The following is a 15,355-nucleotide window of genomic DNA, read 5'->3' as shown; positions in this document are numbered from 1 at the left end:
AAAGATGTCTTTAAGCCAGCCGTACGGAGAGCGACCAATCGAGAGCGGGGCAACGGAATTCGCTGCGTATTCATCCCCTGCCTAGGGCCGGCGCAGAACCGAAGCTCCGTGAACCCAGTCTACAGTTTGGTTCTCGAGAATTGAGTATTACAGCTCAACGACGTTGATGATATCATAAATTATAAATTATAATCCGGTGTGTGCGAGAAGTTTGCAACTGCATCAAATTGATAGTACCTCTCTGTCAAGTTCCTCCAACGACCTCTTGTTCGTCTCTTCACCGAAGAGTGCGGTCACGACACCGATGGCAAGTACGAAGGCAATCATGCCGAATACCCATTCAACACCATAGTGATGCAACACAGCAACCACAGCATAAGGGAATACAGCACTGGCGACGCGACCGATTGCAACGGCCAATCCGGTACCGGTAACTCGCACTTCTGTCGGGAAGAGTTCAGGCAGGTACGTGGAGATGCTCACACCGCCAAACGCCATGATTGTGACCTCTGTCAGGAACCCCAACAAAAGTATGACAACCGGGCTACCACCATGGATCAGTGTAATACCGTACAGTACGCCAAAAGCACAGCCTAGAATACCGGATCCGACCATGACAGCTTTTCTTCCCAAGGAGTCACTCCAAAACACTCCCACTAAACCACCGATAGGAAGGCCGAGCCCCATAACCGCTGTATAGTACAAGGAGTGTGCTAAGGTAAAGTGCGCAGATACAAACATGGTTGGAACCCAGGACGTAAACCCAAAAACCACGCACAGCTGTACGCACTGCAGCAAAATTGCGATGATCGTTCGCTTGATAAGCTTCCCGCTAAACAACTGTGCAAATCCCAGCTTCTTTTTCACTGCAGAACTGTGTGTACCCTCCGTGTCGCGACCGATTCCTTTCACTTTCTCACGAATCGACCGCAAAGATTCACCGTTGCTAATTCCGTCCGCAATGGTCGTCGCTAAAGTGATGTAGCCATTCTTCTCCAACCAGCGTGGGGACTCTGGCAGCGTCTTGCGGAGTGCCCACATCACCAATCCCAGAATGCCGACCACGATGAACATCGATCGCCACCCGACGGTAGGCAACAGTGCGAGTCCTACAAACGCAGATACCGGTTGACCGATACTGACGACTGCATTGAGCAGGTTGTTGTTGACACCACGACGTCTCGGAGGAACAAACTCAGCCAGAGTGGAGTACCCCGTAATAATTTCGCCTCCCAAAGCGAGGCCGATAATAAAGCGGAAGACAGTAAACCAAACTACGTTAGGCATCAGGGCCGCAATGATGGATGCGAATCCAAACACAAATAGATTAATTTGGTACATTTTCTGTCGTCCAAGACGGTCAGCAACCACGCCAGATACGATCGATCCAATCGCCAAACCAAGGAAGTTACAGAACAAAATGTTTGCATTATGATTGACGTTCGAGAACCCCGATACGACAAACAGAGCTAAAATCGGACTTAACATATACAAGTTTATTCCATCAATAAACATGCCGCCTGCGATCAGCATATTAATCTTTCGATGGACGGACGAGATAGGTGCATTATCGAGCTTTTGCTGAACAACTGAATACTCAGAACCATATTCTAACCCAGTCAATATTTTCACTCCTTTTCAGTCCAAGCATGCAATGGCTTCATAACATCCGCATGTATCAAGATTGCTGACACCGATAATAACTTATAAGTTATAACCACCTCCTTGAAGCGCTTTCAAAAAACGGTTTCATTTCTGCTCTGCCTCACCTCCTTATGTATGCAACGCCTGCAGCAGAGCACTCCGGACATTATCCCAACTGTGGTTCACGTGTACTCGCGCAGCCTCCACTGCTTGTGCGGGGTTATTTCTTAAGCAGTCTACAATCATTCGGTGCTCCTCAAGTACCCTGACTGGGCGCGTTTCACTGACACTCCATGCTGCCGCTCTCAACAGAGGCACCATCATCCACAATCGTTCTATCATATTTTCTAATAACTGATTCCTGCTCATCTTCGCCAACGTCACATGGAACCTATAGTTCAAGTATTGAAGTTCGTCGTTCCGTCCAGTCTTCAAAGCTACTGCTTGCTGGTCAATCAATCCATCCAGAATAGACAGGGTGTTATGATCAACGTTTTGTCCGGACAACTCGATGGCGAACGGTTCTAATACTCTGCGCAGGTCGTAAACGTTCTTCGCTTCCTCCCATGAAAAACTGCGCACGAACAACGCTTGATGTTGCTTCCTTGTCACGATACCATCTGCCTCAAATTGCTTCATCGCCTCGCGAATCGGCGTCAAGGACATTTCGAATTCCTCAGAGATTTTTTCTTCGAAAAGTCGTGTTCCCGGTAAGTACATGCCCTTGATGAATTGCTCTTTAAGATTGTTGTATGCAAGTTGAGATAGTGTTCTGTTAATTTCTTACACCCTCTATTTTATAAGTTATAAGATTGATGGTCGAAAAGTAACTGAATATAGTCATACCAACTCCACGTGTCATTGTCAACACCAAAAACACGGGCGAATCCAGGCTTTATGCCCGAATGCACCCGTGCCGTAGGAAACAACTTGTTTGAGCCCCGTGATCCATCTTGCCCGAGACCCAGGTTTGTATTGTGAATCTGACCAACAAGCGGGGATGGTGGCCCCATTTGTCAAGATCCGGACGTGGAATTTACACAACAGCCCCCGCCGCACCCGGCCAGCCGTTACTCCACCGTCACCGACTTCGCCAGGTTCCGCGGCTTGTCGACGTCGTTGCCGCGGGCGACGGCCGCGTAGTACGCCAGCAGCTGCAATGGGATCACGGCCGCGATCGGCGCCAACAGCGGCAGCGTGTGCGGGACGTAAATCACCTGGTCCACGGACTTCTGCAGTTCCTCGTCCCCGACCCATGTCATGCCGAGCACAAACGCCCCGCGTGCCGTGACTTCCTTGATATTGCTGACCGTCTTCTCGTACAGCGCATCCTGCATGGCCAGCGCGATGACCGGAACGCCGTCCGTAATCAACGCCAGCGTGCCGTGCTTCAATTCTCCTGCCGCGTACGCTTCGGCGTGAATGTAGGAGATTTCCTTCAGCTTTAGCGCGCCTTCCAACGCGACGGAGAAATCCAGGCCTCTGCCAATGAAGAACGTATCGCTGGCGTGCGCCCAGTCCTTCGCGAAGCGTTCGATTTGCGGCGCGGTGTCGAGCACCTGCTCTGCCACCTGCGGCAACCCATCGATGCCCTTGAGTATCGCGTGCAGCTCATCCTGGCTGACGCGCCCGCGCTCCTGCGCAAAGTAGAGCGCCAGCAGATACAGCGCCACCAGCTGCGTGGTGTACGCCTTCGTCGACGCCACCGCGATTTCCGGCCCCGCCCAAGTCACCAATACGTCGTCAGCCTCGCGAGCGGCGGAACTGCCGACCACGTTCGTGATGGCCAGCACCCTGCGGCCGCGCCGCTTGGCTTCGCGCAGCGCAGCCAGCGTATCGGCCGTCTCGCCGGACTGGCTAATGACGATGACCAGCGTATTCGGTGTCTGAATCGGATCACGATAGCGATACTCGGACGCGATGTCCACTTCGACCGGAATGCCGGACAGCTGCTCAATCACAGCCTTGCCCACCAGGCCTGCGTGCCACGCGGTACCACAGGCGACAATGTGAATCCGGTCAATCTCCTTCACGAAGCCTTCCGGCCACTTTAATTCCGACAGCGTCACGCGAGATAAATCCGGAGATACCCGGCCCAGCAAGGTATCACGAATCGCCTTTGGCTGCTCGTGAATCTCCTTCAGCATGAAGTGCGGGTACCCGCCGCGCTCGGCTGCCACCGCGTCCCAGGTCACAGCATAGACCTCTTTGCTGACCGGTTCGCCGTCCAGCGAGTAACACTGGACGCCGTCCGCCTTGACAACCGCCATCTCGCCGTCTTCCAGCACGTACACGTTCCGTGTGTACTCGAGAATGGCCGGGATGTCCGAAGCCACAAAGTTCTCTCCCTGCCCCAGCCCAACAATCAACGGGCTCGCCTTGCGCATTGCGATGATGGTCCCCGGTGCGTCTTTGGTCATGGCCACCAGTGCATAGGCACCCCGCAGACGTTTCCCGACCTGCACCATCGTCTGCAGAAAGTCGCCGTTGAACAGTTCCTCAATCAAGTGGACGACCACTTCCGTGTCCGTTTCGGACTTGAACTGGTGCCCCTTGCTGATGAGCTCTTCGCGCAGTGCCAGGTAGTTCTCCACAATGCCGTTGTGCACAATGGCGAACCGCCTGCTGCAATCCTGGTGCGGATGCGCGTTCTCGTCCGATGGTTTCCCGTGTGTCGCCCATCGTGTATGCCCAATTCCCAAATGCCCTTGCACAGGCTCATGTAACAGCTTCTCTTCAAGATTCGCCAACCGCCCGACGGACTTCACGACGCGCAGCTTGCCATCGTCCAACGTCGCGATCCCGGCGGAATCATAGCCGCGGTACTCCAGTTTGCGAAGTCCGCCAATCACCACCTGAGATACGTCACGCGTCCCGACATAGCCAACAATTCCACACATCGACTTTTCAGTTCCTCCTCAATGTGACCTACTCACTCTTGTTCCACCAGTCGCCTGGTGGGTTTCGAGCCCTGTTTACGGCGCGGTCAAACGCCGGGAGGCACCCGCCGAATGGTTCGCCAACCTCCTCCGCGTCAACTGACTCCTTCTGGTTCAAACCACCCCTGCAGGCCTGATTGGGGCGTTCTACGACCGAACCCTCGAAGGCAATTGTCAGTCCAGGCGCTTCACATTGCGAACAACGGAACAGATTCGCTGCCGCAACTTGGTTTCCCGCTTCCTGCGTTCCCCGCTGCCTGCGTCTGTCAGGTCATTGGCCCACAAGGCATATTACGCGTGAGCCGCCGTTTGTGAACCTGACGCTGTCAGTGCATGCCGTGAGCCGGTGAACGCGTTCATCCTCCTTGCCTCACCTCCCTTCCCTTTAAACAGTTCAGGCTCCCAGCTCCTCCTTCACTACCTTGACGATGTCCGCTACACAGCGGCGCAGCACGCCTTCATCCGGCCCCTCGGCCATGACCCGCACAATCGGCTCTGTCCCGGACTCGCGAACCAGCACACGACCGTCTTCGCCAAGCAGCGTCTCCCCAGACCGCAGCGCTTCCTGAATCCGCGCGTTCTCCCGCCAAGCCTGTTTGTCCCTGACACGGACATTCTCCAGGATTTGCGGATAACGAACCATGATGGTCGCGAGCTCGGACAGCGGCTTCGCTTGTTCTACCATGATATTCACAAGCTGCAAGGCGGTCAGTATGCCATCGCCTGTTGTCGTGTGATTTAGGTAAATGATGTGGCCGGACTGCTCTCCGCCCAGGATGTGGTGGTTCTGACGCATCGCTTCCATGACGTATCGGTCGCCGACGGCCGTACGCTGCACGGTGATGCCGTTCGCTTCCATGGCACGCACGAAGCCTACGTTGCTCATGACGGTCGCTACCACCGTATCATTCTTCAACTGCCCCCGGTCATGCAACCATTTGGCGCTAATGGCAAGGATAAAATCCCCATCGACGATCCCGCCCGATTCATCGACCGCGATGAGCCGGTCGGCGTCACCGTCGAACGCCAGCCCAACATCCGCCCCCAGTTCCAGCACCGCGCGCTGGACCACGTGTGGATGGGTTGAGCCGCAGCCTACGTTGATGTTGGTGCCATCGGGCGTGTTGTTCAGGACGGTGACCTTCGCCCCAAGCTTCTCGAACACCGCCGGCGCGATGGAATAGGCGGCACCGTTCGCGCAGTCGAGGACCACGTGCAGCCCGTCGAAGCGCCTGTCCACCGTGTGCTGCAGAAAGTGTTCGTAGGCGACGTGTCCTGGTTCTTCGTACACGCGCCCGACATGCACCCCTTCCGGCCGAGGCAGTGCATCCTCCGCGGCGTTCATCAATCGTTCAAACTCATCTTCCACGTCGTCCAGCAGCTTAAACCCGTCGCCGCCGAAGAACTTGATGCCGTTGTCTTCCACCGGGTTGTGTGAAGCGGAAATCATCACCCCTGCATCGGCGTGAAGGTGCTTCGTCAGATACGCGACCCCCGGCGTGCTCATGATGCCAACCCGCAATGCGTCCACACCCATGGACAAAATGCCGCTGAGCAATGCGGCTTCCAACATATCTCCAGAAACGCGCGTGTCCTTTCCAATGACAAACCGAGCCCCTGGCCGGCTGCCGGTCAGCAGATACGCCCCCACGCGCCCCAGCCGAAAAGCCAGTTCAGGTGTCAAATCCCGGTTCGCGACTCCGCGCACCCCATCGGTACCAAACAAACGGGACAACCGCGTCCCCTCCCGCTTTCAAGTTGTTCAAAGACGTCGAAGAGGTCCTCCGAAACCGCGGAGGGTCCTCTCCGTGCTTGCTGGAATTTCCCATTCATTCTGCCACAGAACCGCTCGATCGTACAATGGAGAGAATTACAAATGGCCTTTCCATCAAGACGGCTTGCCGCTGACCTGCACGGGAACCTGGTTTTGGGAGAGCTCTGCGACCTGAATCCATGCCGGTGTCAAGACCTGCACCGTGGCCTCGTGGCTCTGGTTGGTCAGCGCAGAAGCGTCGATGTAGGCCGTCAACTGACCGGCCGTCAGACCGCTGACGATGGACCTGGGCCCCGCCACGGTGACCTGCACCTGTTTGGTGCCTGTGAACTGTACCTTTTCCTGACCGGTCAGCTGTTTCACCAAAATGGGCAGGCTGAACGTCCTCGACAGACTCGGTTCAATCGTGACCGTGGCCGTGACGCTCGACGGCTGAGCCTGTGTCACACCTTGACTCAGCGGCACCGACAGGTGAAGCGTCCTCGTCGCCTGGAGACCCGTGACATCCACGGGGATATTGATGGTCGGCTCCGTCCCGTTGTTCGCAAAGGTTCCGGAGGCCTGAATGGTAGAGGGCTGTATCTTCACACCCGCGACGGCGTACCCTGCTGCAGGCGTACCAATGACTTGCGGGATGAGCATGACGGGCTGCAGCGGCGCCTGAATGGGCACCGTGACCGTGGCCGTTGCCGGATTGACCGTGACGCCCGGCACTGGGTTTCCCGAAGCATCCACAGCCGTCAGGTTCGCGATGTGCGTGACCGTCTGCTTGGCGTTTTGCACGGAGACCGTCGCGGTGACTTGCGACACCTTGTTGACGGCGCTCGCGGCCCCGCTGACCGTCGCGCGGGTGACGTCAGCCGTCGGCTTCCCCACCGTGTATGTGGCGCCTGGCGCCCCGGTCGTCTGGATGCTGACCCCCACCGTCCGGGTTGCTTTCTGCGCGAGCGTGACAGTGATGACAGAGGGTTGCAGCGTGTAACTCTGCGAGCCAAGCGCAGGCATGTTCAGCGCCGCCACCTGCACCTTGTGTGTCCCCGCCGTCAGCCCCCGCGCGTCGGCGACCAGCGTCACCCCCAGCATCTCCCCCGGCAGGCTGGCCAGGTCCTGCGGATTCGCCCGCACGACGACCGCGCCCGTACTCGGCGTCTGCGACACCACCACCATGTTCGCCGGCGCCAGCACCTGAATGCTCTTCGGGAAGGTCTGCGCGATTCCGATGTTCGCCCCTGTTCCGTTGGCGCTGCTGCTCGCATTCACCCCAAGCCACACCGCGAATGCCAGCACCAGCGCGATGATCCGCAGCACTGTGTTGTTATGGAGAAACCGATCCATCACGTCGCCGCCTTTCTGCCAAAGAAATTGAGGGTGCCCGTTTTCCTTGGCATCAGCAGAGACTGCAGCAGCTCTGTGAGGGCGTTCTCGCTTAAGTTGCGGGTGAGCACCCCATCCACAGCCACCGAGATTTGCCCCGTTTCTTCCGAGACCACCACGGTGACGGCGTCCGATTGTTCCGTCAGCCCAATCGCGGCGCGGTGACGCGTGCCCAGTTTCTTGTCCAGGTCGCGATCTTCCGTCAACGGTAAAAAACAGGCCGCCGCGACAAGCCGGGAGCCTCGGATAATCACGGCGCCGTCGTGCAGCGGCGTATTGGGGATGAAGGTGTTGATGAGCAGCTCAGACGATGCAACGCCTTCCACCAGCGTGCCGGTTTCCACGTATTCCGTCAGTCCGGTGGTACGTTCCAGCGCGATGAGCGCGCCGATGCGGTTCTTGGCCAGCACCTGCGTGGCCTTGACCACCTCGGCGATGGTCTGACGCACATCTTCCGCCCGCGCATTGCCGAACGAAAAGTTAAAGATGCCGCCGCGTCCCAGTTGGTCGAGCGCGCGCCGAAGCTCTGGCTGAAAGATGACGGGGATGGCAAAGATGCCGAGGTAGATGGTCCGGTTCAACAGCCAGCTCAGCGCCTGCAGGTGCAGGACGCTTGCCAGCCCCGTCGCAACGAGAATGACAATGACGCCTTTGAGCAGCGGAATCGCCCTTGTCCCACGAATCAGCAGCAAAAAGCGATACAGCACGAAGGCGACAATGAGAATGTCGATGACATCAAGGATATTGAACTTGTCGAGTACCGCCAGCCATGATTGCATACGCCGCCACCCAACTTGAGTCACCAGCCCCGGTGACTCGACTTCCTTACCATTGTTCCGTACGAGCTACCCTACGTCAAGTGGGGGCGGTTCATGCACTGGCAGGCCGCACTATCTGGCTCGCATCTTCCGCCGTGTGCCTCGCTTTTTGGCCAGGCTCCGGTGGTACGCCACCAAAAACTGTCGCGCAATCAGCGCGTGACCCGCGTCGTTCGGATGAATGGGGTTGCCTCGAAGGCGCATGTCGCGCAGCTGCCCGCGGCGGTACCCTTCAATCAATTTGGACTCCCGGTTGCGAAACGTTCGACGAATGTCCGCCAATACGACGCCTTCCCGTTCGGCGGCCAACCGGATCGACCTGTTCAGAACGTCGGTGTACTCTTCACACATCAGGGAGTTGGGAAAAGGATTGTACACCGTGCCGAGTATCAGAACCGAGTGCGGACGGCGCACCAGTTGGATAATTTCCGTGATATTTTCATAGAACGCGTCCGCCACCTTGACCATGTGCCCTGGATTGCTGTCCAATAGCCAGGGAGCGGCGCGAAGCATATCGTTTCCGCCGACCAAGAGCGTGATGACCTTCGCTTCCTCCCAAATGCACGACGGCGTTTTTGCGAGCGATTTGAGAAGCTGTCTGGACGTCCAGCCCGGTTTTGCGTGAAGATACAGGTTCACAGGCTGCTGCTGTTTGGCCAGCGACGCCTGAATCCGGGAAACGTAGGTGTGTTCATCTGACGTCGCGGAGTAACCGTAAGTAATGGAGTCGCCCAGGGCAGCATAAATCATGCAGGCACAGCCTCCTTTCCGCAGCAATCCTTGGTTTGCTCACGGAGCAGAGGAGCAGGTGCGTGCTCCTCGTACGTTACTCTATACGCGGACTCCCTGCGTCGGCCGTTCATACACCTACGGACGGGCGCGCATTGTGCGCCCGCCCACGTGACAACCTCCCGACCGCCAGGTCACATGACCGTCTTCCCAAACAGCGATTGCACGAGCTCAACCGCCATTTGGGCTGTGCGATTCTTCTCGTCGAGGATGGGGTTTACTTCCACCACATCGACGGAGATGACCTTTCCGGACGCCGCCAGCAGTTCCATGGCCAAGTGACCTTCCCGGTACGTGACACCGCCGTTGACCGGCGTGCCCACCCCCGGCGCAAACATCGGATCGAGCGCGTCGAGGTCCAGGCTCAAATGGATGCCGTCGGTGCCGCTGCCCGCGATTTGAATCGCCTCTTTCATAACCGCGGCCATACCCAACTGGTCAATTTCCGCCATCGTGTAAGCCTTGATACCCGCCTGGCGGATGAGCGCCGCTTCATCGCGATCGATAGAACGAATCCCCACCAGCACGACGTTCTCCGGCTTCACCTTGGGCGTAAACCCGCCGATGTTCAGCAAATCTGGATGACCGTAGCCCACGTTGACGGCGAGCGGCATGCCATGGATGTTTCCGGACGGCGTCGTCTCCTCCGTATTCATGTCGCCGTGCGCGTCGAACCAGATGACGCCGAACGACCGCTGCCCAGCCGCGACCCCGGCCACGCTGCCAATCGAAATACTGTGATCGCCGCCGAGGATAATCGGAACATGCCCCGCTTCCATCACCTGCCGAACCTGTTCGTACAGCGATTCACACACCTTCCTGACCTCATTCAGATACTTCAGCTTTTCATTGGTCACTCGGTGCATCTCGGGCGTCGGAACTTCCACGTTGCCGAGGTCTTGCACGCGGTACCCCAAGTCCTTCAATCGTTCCTCCAACCCCGCGTACCGAATCGCGCTGGGGCCCATGTCGACGCCTCTGCGTCCTTGTCCCAAGTCGGACGGTACGCCGATGATCCGTAATTCCTTCACGTGCATCCCCCTTTTTCCACAGGTTTCGTTGGCACCTACGTTCATCGTCGGTTCATGCGCGGCTAGTGTCGATACAGTTCAATCAGATGCGGTGTGATGGTGATTTCGATGCACGCTGCCACTAATAACATTGCCATGATGAACGGAAGCCTTTCAACCGCATGGACCAGTTCTCTTTGAAACCGTTTGTCGGAGGGATTTGAGCGCGCGGCGAGCGGTCCCGGCCCCACGGTCCCCGCGGGTGCAAGCAGCGACCACAGGGAGAGAATGGCTGCGACGGCCAGGCGGATCCCGATGGACGAAGCCCAGCACAGCGCCGTCAACTCAAACACCCCGTGCGGCAGCTCCCCGAGCAGCAGCACCTTCCAGAACGGGACGTGGGCCTGTGCCGCCGCGGCTTCCGTCACCACGCCCATCATCAACCCATTGGACCACATCGTGAACATGGGAAAGACGCCTGCGAAAACGCCCAGTCCCATCATCAGCAGCGCGACCCGCGCATTATTCCAAAACACGGTGACGATGGCCTGCACCGGGGTGCCATGGCGCAGGATTCGCTGTGCCAACGCGTCGATGTGCTGCAGGGACGGCTGCAAGAGGTGAAGAAAGTGCGTCGTCCAAACCGCGCCCATGGCAACGCCCAACCCAAGGAGAAACAGCGGGATCAGCCAGTAGACGATGCGATCGGGCTTGTTGGTCAGTGCGTGCTTCCTCACGGTAAACCAGGTCGCCTCCTTTGCCCTTTGCCCAAGACTCGCTGCACATGCCAGTGGGGCGCTGTCTCTGTGTCTGCGGTACTGTATAGGCCTTGTCCTCCAAGCATACACTTTGCTCGAGCATTGAGAGGAGGATGTGGAAATGCGATCCGTAAGAAGGATGACGGTCATCACCCTGTTGGCCGCTTTTTGCCTGGCCTTGGTGTTTGCAGCAACAGGGCAGCCCCAGGTACTTGCGGCGGAGAAAGAAAAGAAACCCACCGCGATTTACAAGGTGGATACCGACCAGAAAGTCGTCGCCCTGACGTTCGATATCTCGTGGGGAAACAAGGTCCCTGACCCGACCCTGGACGTGCTGGAAAAAGAAAAGGTAAAAAAAGCGACGTTTTTCCTGAGCGGCCCCTGGACGCTGCGGCACCCGGAGACCGCCAAGCGCATTCACGAGATGGGCTACGAGATTGGCAGCCACGGCAACTTGCATAAGGATTTCTCGAACTACCCGGACAGTTGGATTCGCGAGCAGGTATCCATCGCCGAGCGGTCGATTCAACAGGTCACCGGCGTCAAGCCCACCCTCATTCGCACGCCCAACGGCGACTTCAACCCGCGCGTGCTGCGCTGCCTGAACCAGATGGGCTATACCGTCATCCAGTGGAACACCGATTCACTGGATTGGAAAAATCCCGGCACGCAAGCCATCGTCAACCGAGTGCTCAAACGCGCAGAGCCGGGTGACATCATCCTGATGCATGCCAGCGATTCTTCGAAGCAGATTACCGAGGCGCTGCCCCAAATCATCGACGGACTGCGTGCGAAGGGCTACCAGTTTGTGACCGTCTCCGAGCTCCTGGCCCAGGCGAAAGTACAATCCAAGGTAGAATAGCCGGTGTATCTGTAACCTATGCCGACAGTCCGTTGAACATGAACTCGTCTTAGCCGGAACGTCTGCCGTCTCCGGTACAGACGAGTTCATCCTGTGACATCAACTATTCGACGAAATTCGGGTCACCGTTCGGATCCGCACTGCCCTCGGACTTGCGCCGCTTCTTGGCCGCCTTTCTGGCCTCTTTTGCCGCACGGACACGCGCCTTTTCTGCGGCTTTGGCTTCAGCGGTCGCGATCAGTCCGGCGTCGCGCTCGCGAATCGGTGACAAGAGTTTCCCAAGAATCAGAATCATGTAGATGTTGCAAGCCATCATCACGATGCCGGTCTGATTCACAACGGCGCCGCTGTGGTGCCAAATGACGAGCAGCCAGTCGATGATAGTGAAAACGTAGAGAAAAAAGACGGTCGGCAGAAAACTCCCTTTGCCGGAAAGTTTGCGCTTCCAAATCGCTGCCAACACGGCGGCGCACAGAGGCCACGCACCCTCAATCAAAAAGGGCCAATAGCTGATGTGGGTTCCCGGATGCCGGGCGGCGTCCAATTTGTACCGGGACCAGAACATGTCGTAAATCACGACACAGAGAATGAGGGCCTGGGCCCATTTCCACACGCGTTTTGGCAGTGTCATGTTGGCAATGAAATTGAGCGTCAGGTAAGCCCAAAACCCCATCAGACAAGTGGTCGCCAGAAATCCGCCTTCGATGATGCCGGTGTACCAGAACAGATGGATGCCAAGCGCTGAAGTGGCGACGCCGACGATTGCCCCGAGCACGATGGTACTTGTCAAGAAGAAAATGAATGCGTTTAACCGCATGCCAAGCCCCCCCTGCGTCCAGTTTTCATGATACCGTACTGCCGCATAACGCGCTACTTGGCAACGCATACTGAGCGTACGCTTACTTTGGGATTTCGGGAGGTTGGCCGGTGTGAAGCCTATCCTTAAAAAATGGCCCCTTGCGCTGTTTGCGCTGCTTTTGGCGGGCTGCGGAGCTGGCGGAAGCGCTGGCGCAGACGTCAGCGGAGCCGGAACGCAGGACTATGGGACCACCAAACAAATGGTGCTCGATATTTTGCAGTCCAACGACGGGAAAACCGCCATTGAGAACATTCTCAAAGACCCCACGCTGAAGAGCCAAATCGTCGTTTCCAACACGGACATCGCGAAGGCCGTGGAAAAATCGCTGCAGAGCCAGCAAAACCAAAATTTCCTGGCCCAGCAGGCGAAGGACCCAGCTTTTGCAGCCGCATTGGCAAAAGCCGTTCAACCCGAGTTGATTTCGACGACCAAACAATTAATGAAAGACCCGGAATACCAGAAGGAAATGATGGTTCTGCTCCAGTCCCCGGACTTTACCCAGCACTTGAACACCCTGATGAAGTCGTCGCAGTTCCGCGGGCAGGTGATGCAAATCATGACCGACGCCTTACAAACCCCCAGCTTCCGAATGCAGTTTGAAGACGCGTTGAAGCAGGCGGTCTCCGAATCCATGCAGTCGGCAGGCGGGCAAAGCCAGTCGAAAAGCGGACAGAGCGGCCAATCGTCGGGTGGGTCGTCGGGCGGCGGCGGTTCCTCCGGTGGTTCTTAATCAACGCGGCGTACTAACAAACAGCCGCTGCCCGGCCAAAAGGTCCGCAGGCAGCGGCTGTTGTGTGTGTCCATGCGGCGTCAGGATGTCCGGCTTTCGGCGGCGACCGCTTGACCGAGCCCCGTCTTGTCGACGATCTTCTGCGCAAGCGCGTGGAAGACCTCCGCTTGACGCGTCCCTTCCTCAAACAGCGGCGTCGCCTGTTCATCCATGTTTGCGAGCGGAATCTGTGCGAGCAGCTCCGTCCGCAGTTCAGAAGCAACGCGTTCTCCGCCTCCGCGGCCAAACACATACGTGCGCTCTCCGCAGTGACCGCATTCAAGATACGACATGTTCTCCACGACACCGATGATTTCGTGGTTGGTGCGCATGCCCATCACGCCCGCCCGGACAGCGACGTCTGACGCCCCAGCCTGCGGCGTGGTGACAATGATTTCCTTGCTCTTCGGAAGCAATTGGTGGACGTCCATCGCAATGTCCCCGGTGCCTGGCGGAAGGTCGAGCAGCACCACGTCCAGGTCGCCCCAGTGAACTTCCCCGAAAAAGTTTCGCAGCATCTTGCCGAGCATGGGTCCGCGCCAGACCACCGGACTGTTGTCCGGAACGAAGAAATGCATGGAAATCAGCTTGACGCCCGCCACCTCAATCGGAATGATGAGGTCGTCAATCACAGTGGGCCGCTTTGTCTTCACCCCGAAAATGCCCGGAATGCTGAACCCATAGATGTCGGCGTCGATGATGCCCACACGCAGCCCTTGTGCAGCCATCGCCTTTGCCAGGTTGGCGGTGACGGTGGACTTGCCCACGCCGCCCTTACCGGAAGCCACAGCAATGAACTGGATGCCGGAATCCGGCGCAAGAATCGGCGGCACGCTTTGCGGCTCGGGCCGGCCCCGCAGCTTCGACGTAAACTTCGCGCGTTCCTCGTCGTTCATGTGGCCAATTTTCACATCGACCGTTTCCACGCCGTCCAGCGCCAACAGCTTCTCCCGGACCGCGTTCTCAATCGTGGTGTGCAGCGGGCACCCACGAATCGTCAAAAGCACTTCCACGCTGACGTGACTGCCGCGGATGTCGATGTCCTTGACCATTTCCAGTTCGACAATACTTTTATGAATTTCCGGGTCTTCCACATCCCGGAGTACTTCAAGCACCTGTTCACGTGTGATCACGAGTGTTCGCCCCCTCACTGCCGTACTCGTGTTCAAGTTTACATCATCAGGATGACGATGCCAAACGGGTGTCGCGGACCTGTCCGCCTTGGCGCAGGCCTCCCTTGCCGAGTCACGCCTCCGTCGCCTTCGCCCGGGCGCGAGCCGCCCTCAGTGAACATTCACAGTTTCGTAGATGGCATGCTGGTCTCCCAGCCACATGACAGTCAGCTTCTGCGGCGGACGTTCGCTCATCTCAAACCAGACCTGCTGCCCAGGCGCAAGCGTCAGGGGCGGCTGGACCGTCGAGTTCGCCTGCTCGTATTCGTTTGGCGGTCGGGATCCGACCCAGAGCAGGGGGAGCGGGTCGTTGTTCCAGTTGAAAATTTGCAGGTTTTGCAGGGCTTGTGTGGATTCGTTCTCGAGGACGTAGAGCGGCTGCCCGCGCCAGGATTTTCCGGTATAGGCGACGTGAAGCCGGGTTGGCACCGTGTGTTCAAACGCGGCCTTCGTGCGGGCCGCTTCCTTGCCAGCGGAACTGGGTTGATGCGTCCACCAGACGAGCAGCCCAACCAGCGCCAGGCCGATACACCCCCAGCGCCAGCCTGACTGACTCCCTCGGCTGCTCATGGTTCATCCCCCTCCAC

At 57.6% G+C, this 15,355-nt stretch carries 14 protein-coding genes; 2 read left to right on the top strand and 12 right to left on the bottom strand.

The window, feature by feature from the left end; all coding sequences use genetic code 11:
- Window positions 1–222 precede the first annotated feature (222 nt).
- From JI721_RS07975 to JI721_RS07935, 9 genes are all read right to left on the bottom strand, one after another.
- Window positions 223–1,623, bottom strand: coding sequence for an MFS transporter (locus JI721_RS07975; RefSeq protein WP_274457490.1), 1,401 nt, complete (start codon window positions 1,621–1,623; stop codon window positions 223–225).
- Between the two features lie 150 nt (window positions 1,624–1,773).
- Window positions 1,774–2,364, bottom strand: a complete 591-nt coding sequence (locus JI721_RS07970) for a GntR family transcriptional regulator (protein ID WP_274457489.1) — start codon at window positions 2,362–2,364, stop codon at window positions 1,774–1,776.
- 350 nt (window positions 2,365–2,714) lie between these two features.
- Window positions 2,715–4,544, bottom strand: a complete 1,830-nt coding sequence (gene glmS / locus JI721_RS07965) for a glutamine--fructose-6-phosphate transaminase (isomerizing) (protein WP_274457488.1) — start codon at window positions 4,542–4,544, stop codon at window positions 2,715–2,717.
- Between the two features lie 433 nt (window positions 4,545–4,977).
- On the bottom strand, window positions 4,978–6,318 hold the full coding sequence (glmM, locus tag JI721_RS07960; protein WP_274457487.1) for a phosphoglucosamine mutase: 1,341 nt from the start codon (window positions 6,316–6,318) through the stop codon (window positions 4,978–4,980).
- Window positions 6,319–6,471: 153 nt separating this feature from the next.
- The gene (locus tag JI721_RS07955; RefSeq protein WP_274457486.1) at window positions 6,472–7,692 is read right to left on the bottom strand and encodes a CdaR family protein; all 1,221 of its coding nucleotides are present in this window, start codon (window positions 7,690–7,692) and stop codon (window positions 6,472–6,474) included.
- Window positions 7,692–8,510, bottom strand: coding sequence for a diadenylate cyclase CdaA (gene cdaA / locus JI721_RS07950; protein ID WP_274457485.1), 819 nt, complete (start codon window positions 8,508–8,510; stop codon window positions 7,692–7,694). The genes JI721_RS07955 and cdaA overlap by 1 nt, the downstream gene beginning before the upstream one ends.
- 111 nt (window positions 8,511–8,621) lie before the next feature.
- Window positions 8,622–9,299: an SGNH/GDSL hydrolase family protein gene (locus JI721_RS07945; protein ID WP_274457484.1), complete on the bottom strand. Its 678-nt coding sequence runs from the start codon at window positions 9,297–9,299 to the stop codon at window positions 8,622–8,624.
- A 173-nt stretch (window positions 9,300–9,472) separates the two neighbouring features.
- Window positions 9,473–10,375, bottom strand: coding sequence for an arginase (gene rocF / locus JI721_RS07940; RefSeq protein WP_407654083.1), 903 nt, complete (start codon window positions 10,373–10,375; stop codon window positions 9,473–9,475).
- A 56-nt stretch (window positions 10,376–10,431) separates the two neighbouring features.
- Window positions 10,432–11,085 carry a stage II sporulation protein M gene (locus JI721_RS07935; RefSeq protein ID WP_274457482.1) on the bottom strand — a complete coding sequence of 218 codons (654 nt, stop codon included), beginning with the start codon at window positions 11,083–11,085 and terminating at the stop codon, window positions 10,432–10,434.
- 142 nt (window positions 11,086–11,227) lie between these two features.
- Here JI721_RS07935 and pdaB point away from each other — a divergent pair, with 142 nt between their 5' ends.
- Window positions 11,228–11,968, top strand: a complete 741-nt coding sequence (gene pdaB / locus JI721_RS07930) for a polysaccharide deacetylase family sporulation protein PdaB (RefSeq protein ID WP_274457481.1) — start codon at window positions 11,228–11,230, stop codon at window positions 11,966–11,968.
- Between the two features lie 103 nt (window positions 11,969–12,071).
- Here pdaB and JI721_RS07925 read toward each other — a convergent pair whose 3' ends face one another.
- Window positions 12,072–12,785 carry a KinB-signaling pathway activation protein gene (locus tag JI721_RS07925; protein WP_274457480.1) on the bottom strand — a complete coding sequence of 238 codons (714 nt, stop codon included), beginning with the start codon at window positions 12,783–12,785 and terminating at the stop codon, window positions 12,072–12,074.
- A gap of 112 nt (window positions 12,786–12,897) precedes the next feature.
- Here JI721_RS07925 and gerD point away from each other — a divergent pair, with 112 nt between their 5' ends.
- Window positions 12,898–13,557 carry a spore germination lipoprotein GerD gene (gerD, locus tag JI721_RS07920; protein WP_274457479.1) on the top strand — a complete coding sequence of 220 codons (660 nt, stop codon included), beginning with the start codon at window positions 12,898–12,900 and terminating at the stop codon, window positions 13,555–13,557.
- Between the two features lie 80 nt (window positions 13,558–13,637).
- Here the strand turns inward: gerD and JI721_RS07915 are convergent, their stop codons facing one another.
- The gene (locus tag JI721_RS07915) at window positions 13,638–14,729 is read right to left on the bottom strand and encodes an Mrp/NBP35 family ATP-binding protein (protein WP_274457477.1); all 1,092 of its coding nucleotides are present in this window, start codon (window positions 14,727–14,729) and stop codon (window positions 13,638–13,640) included.
- Window positions 14,730–14,879: 150 nt separating this feature from the next.
- The gene (locus tag JI721_RS07910) at window positions 14,880–15,338 is read right to left on the bottom strand and encodes a hypothetical protein (RefSeq protein ID WP_274457476.1); all 459 of its coding nucleotides are present in this window, start codon (window positions 15,336–15,338) and stop codon (window positions 14,880–14,882) included.
- Window positions 15,339–15,355: the final 17 nt, after the last annotated feature.

The sequence above is a fragment of the Alicyclobacillus cycloheptanicus genome, assembly GCF_028751525.1.
In the GTDB taxonomy this organism is placed as follows: domain Bacteria; phylum Bacillota; class Bacilli; order Alicyclobacillales; family Alicyclobacillaceae; genus Alicyclobacillus_L; species Alicyclobacillus_L cycloheptanicus.
This window is presented reverse-complemented; position numbering and strand designations above follow the sequence as displayed.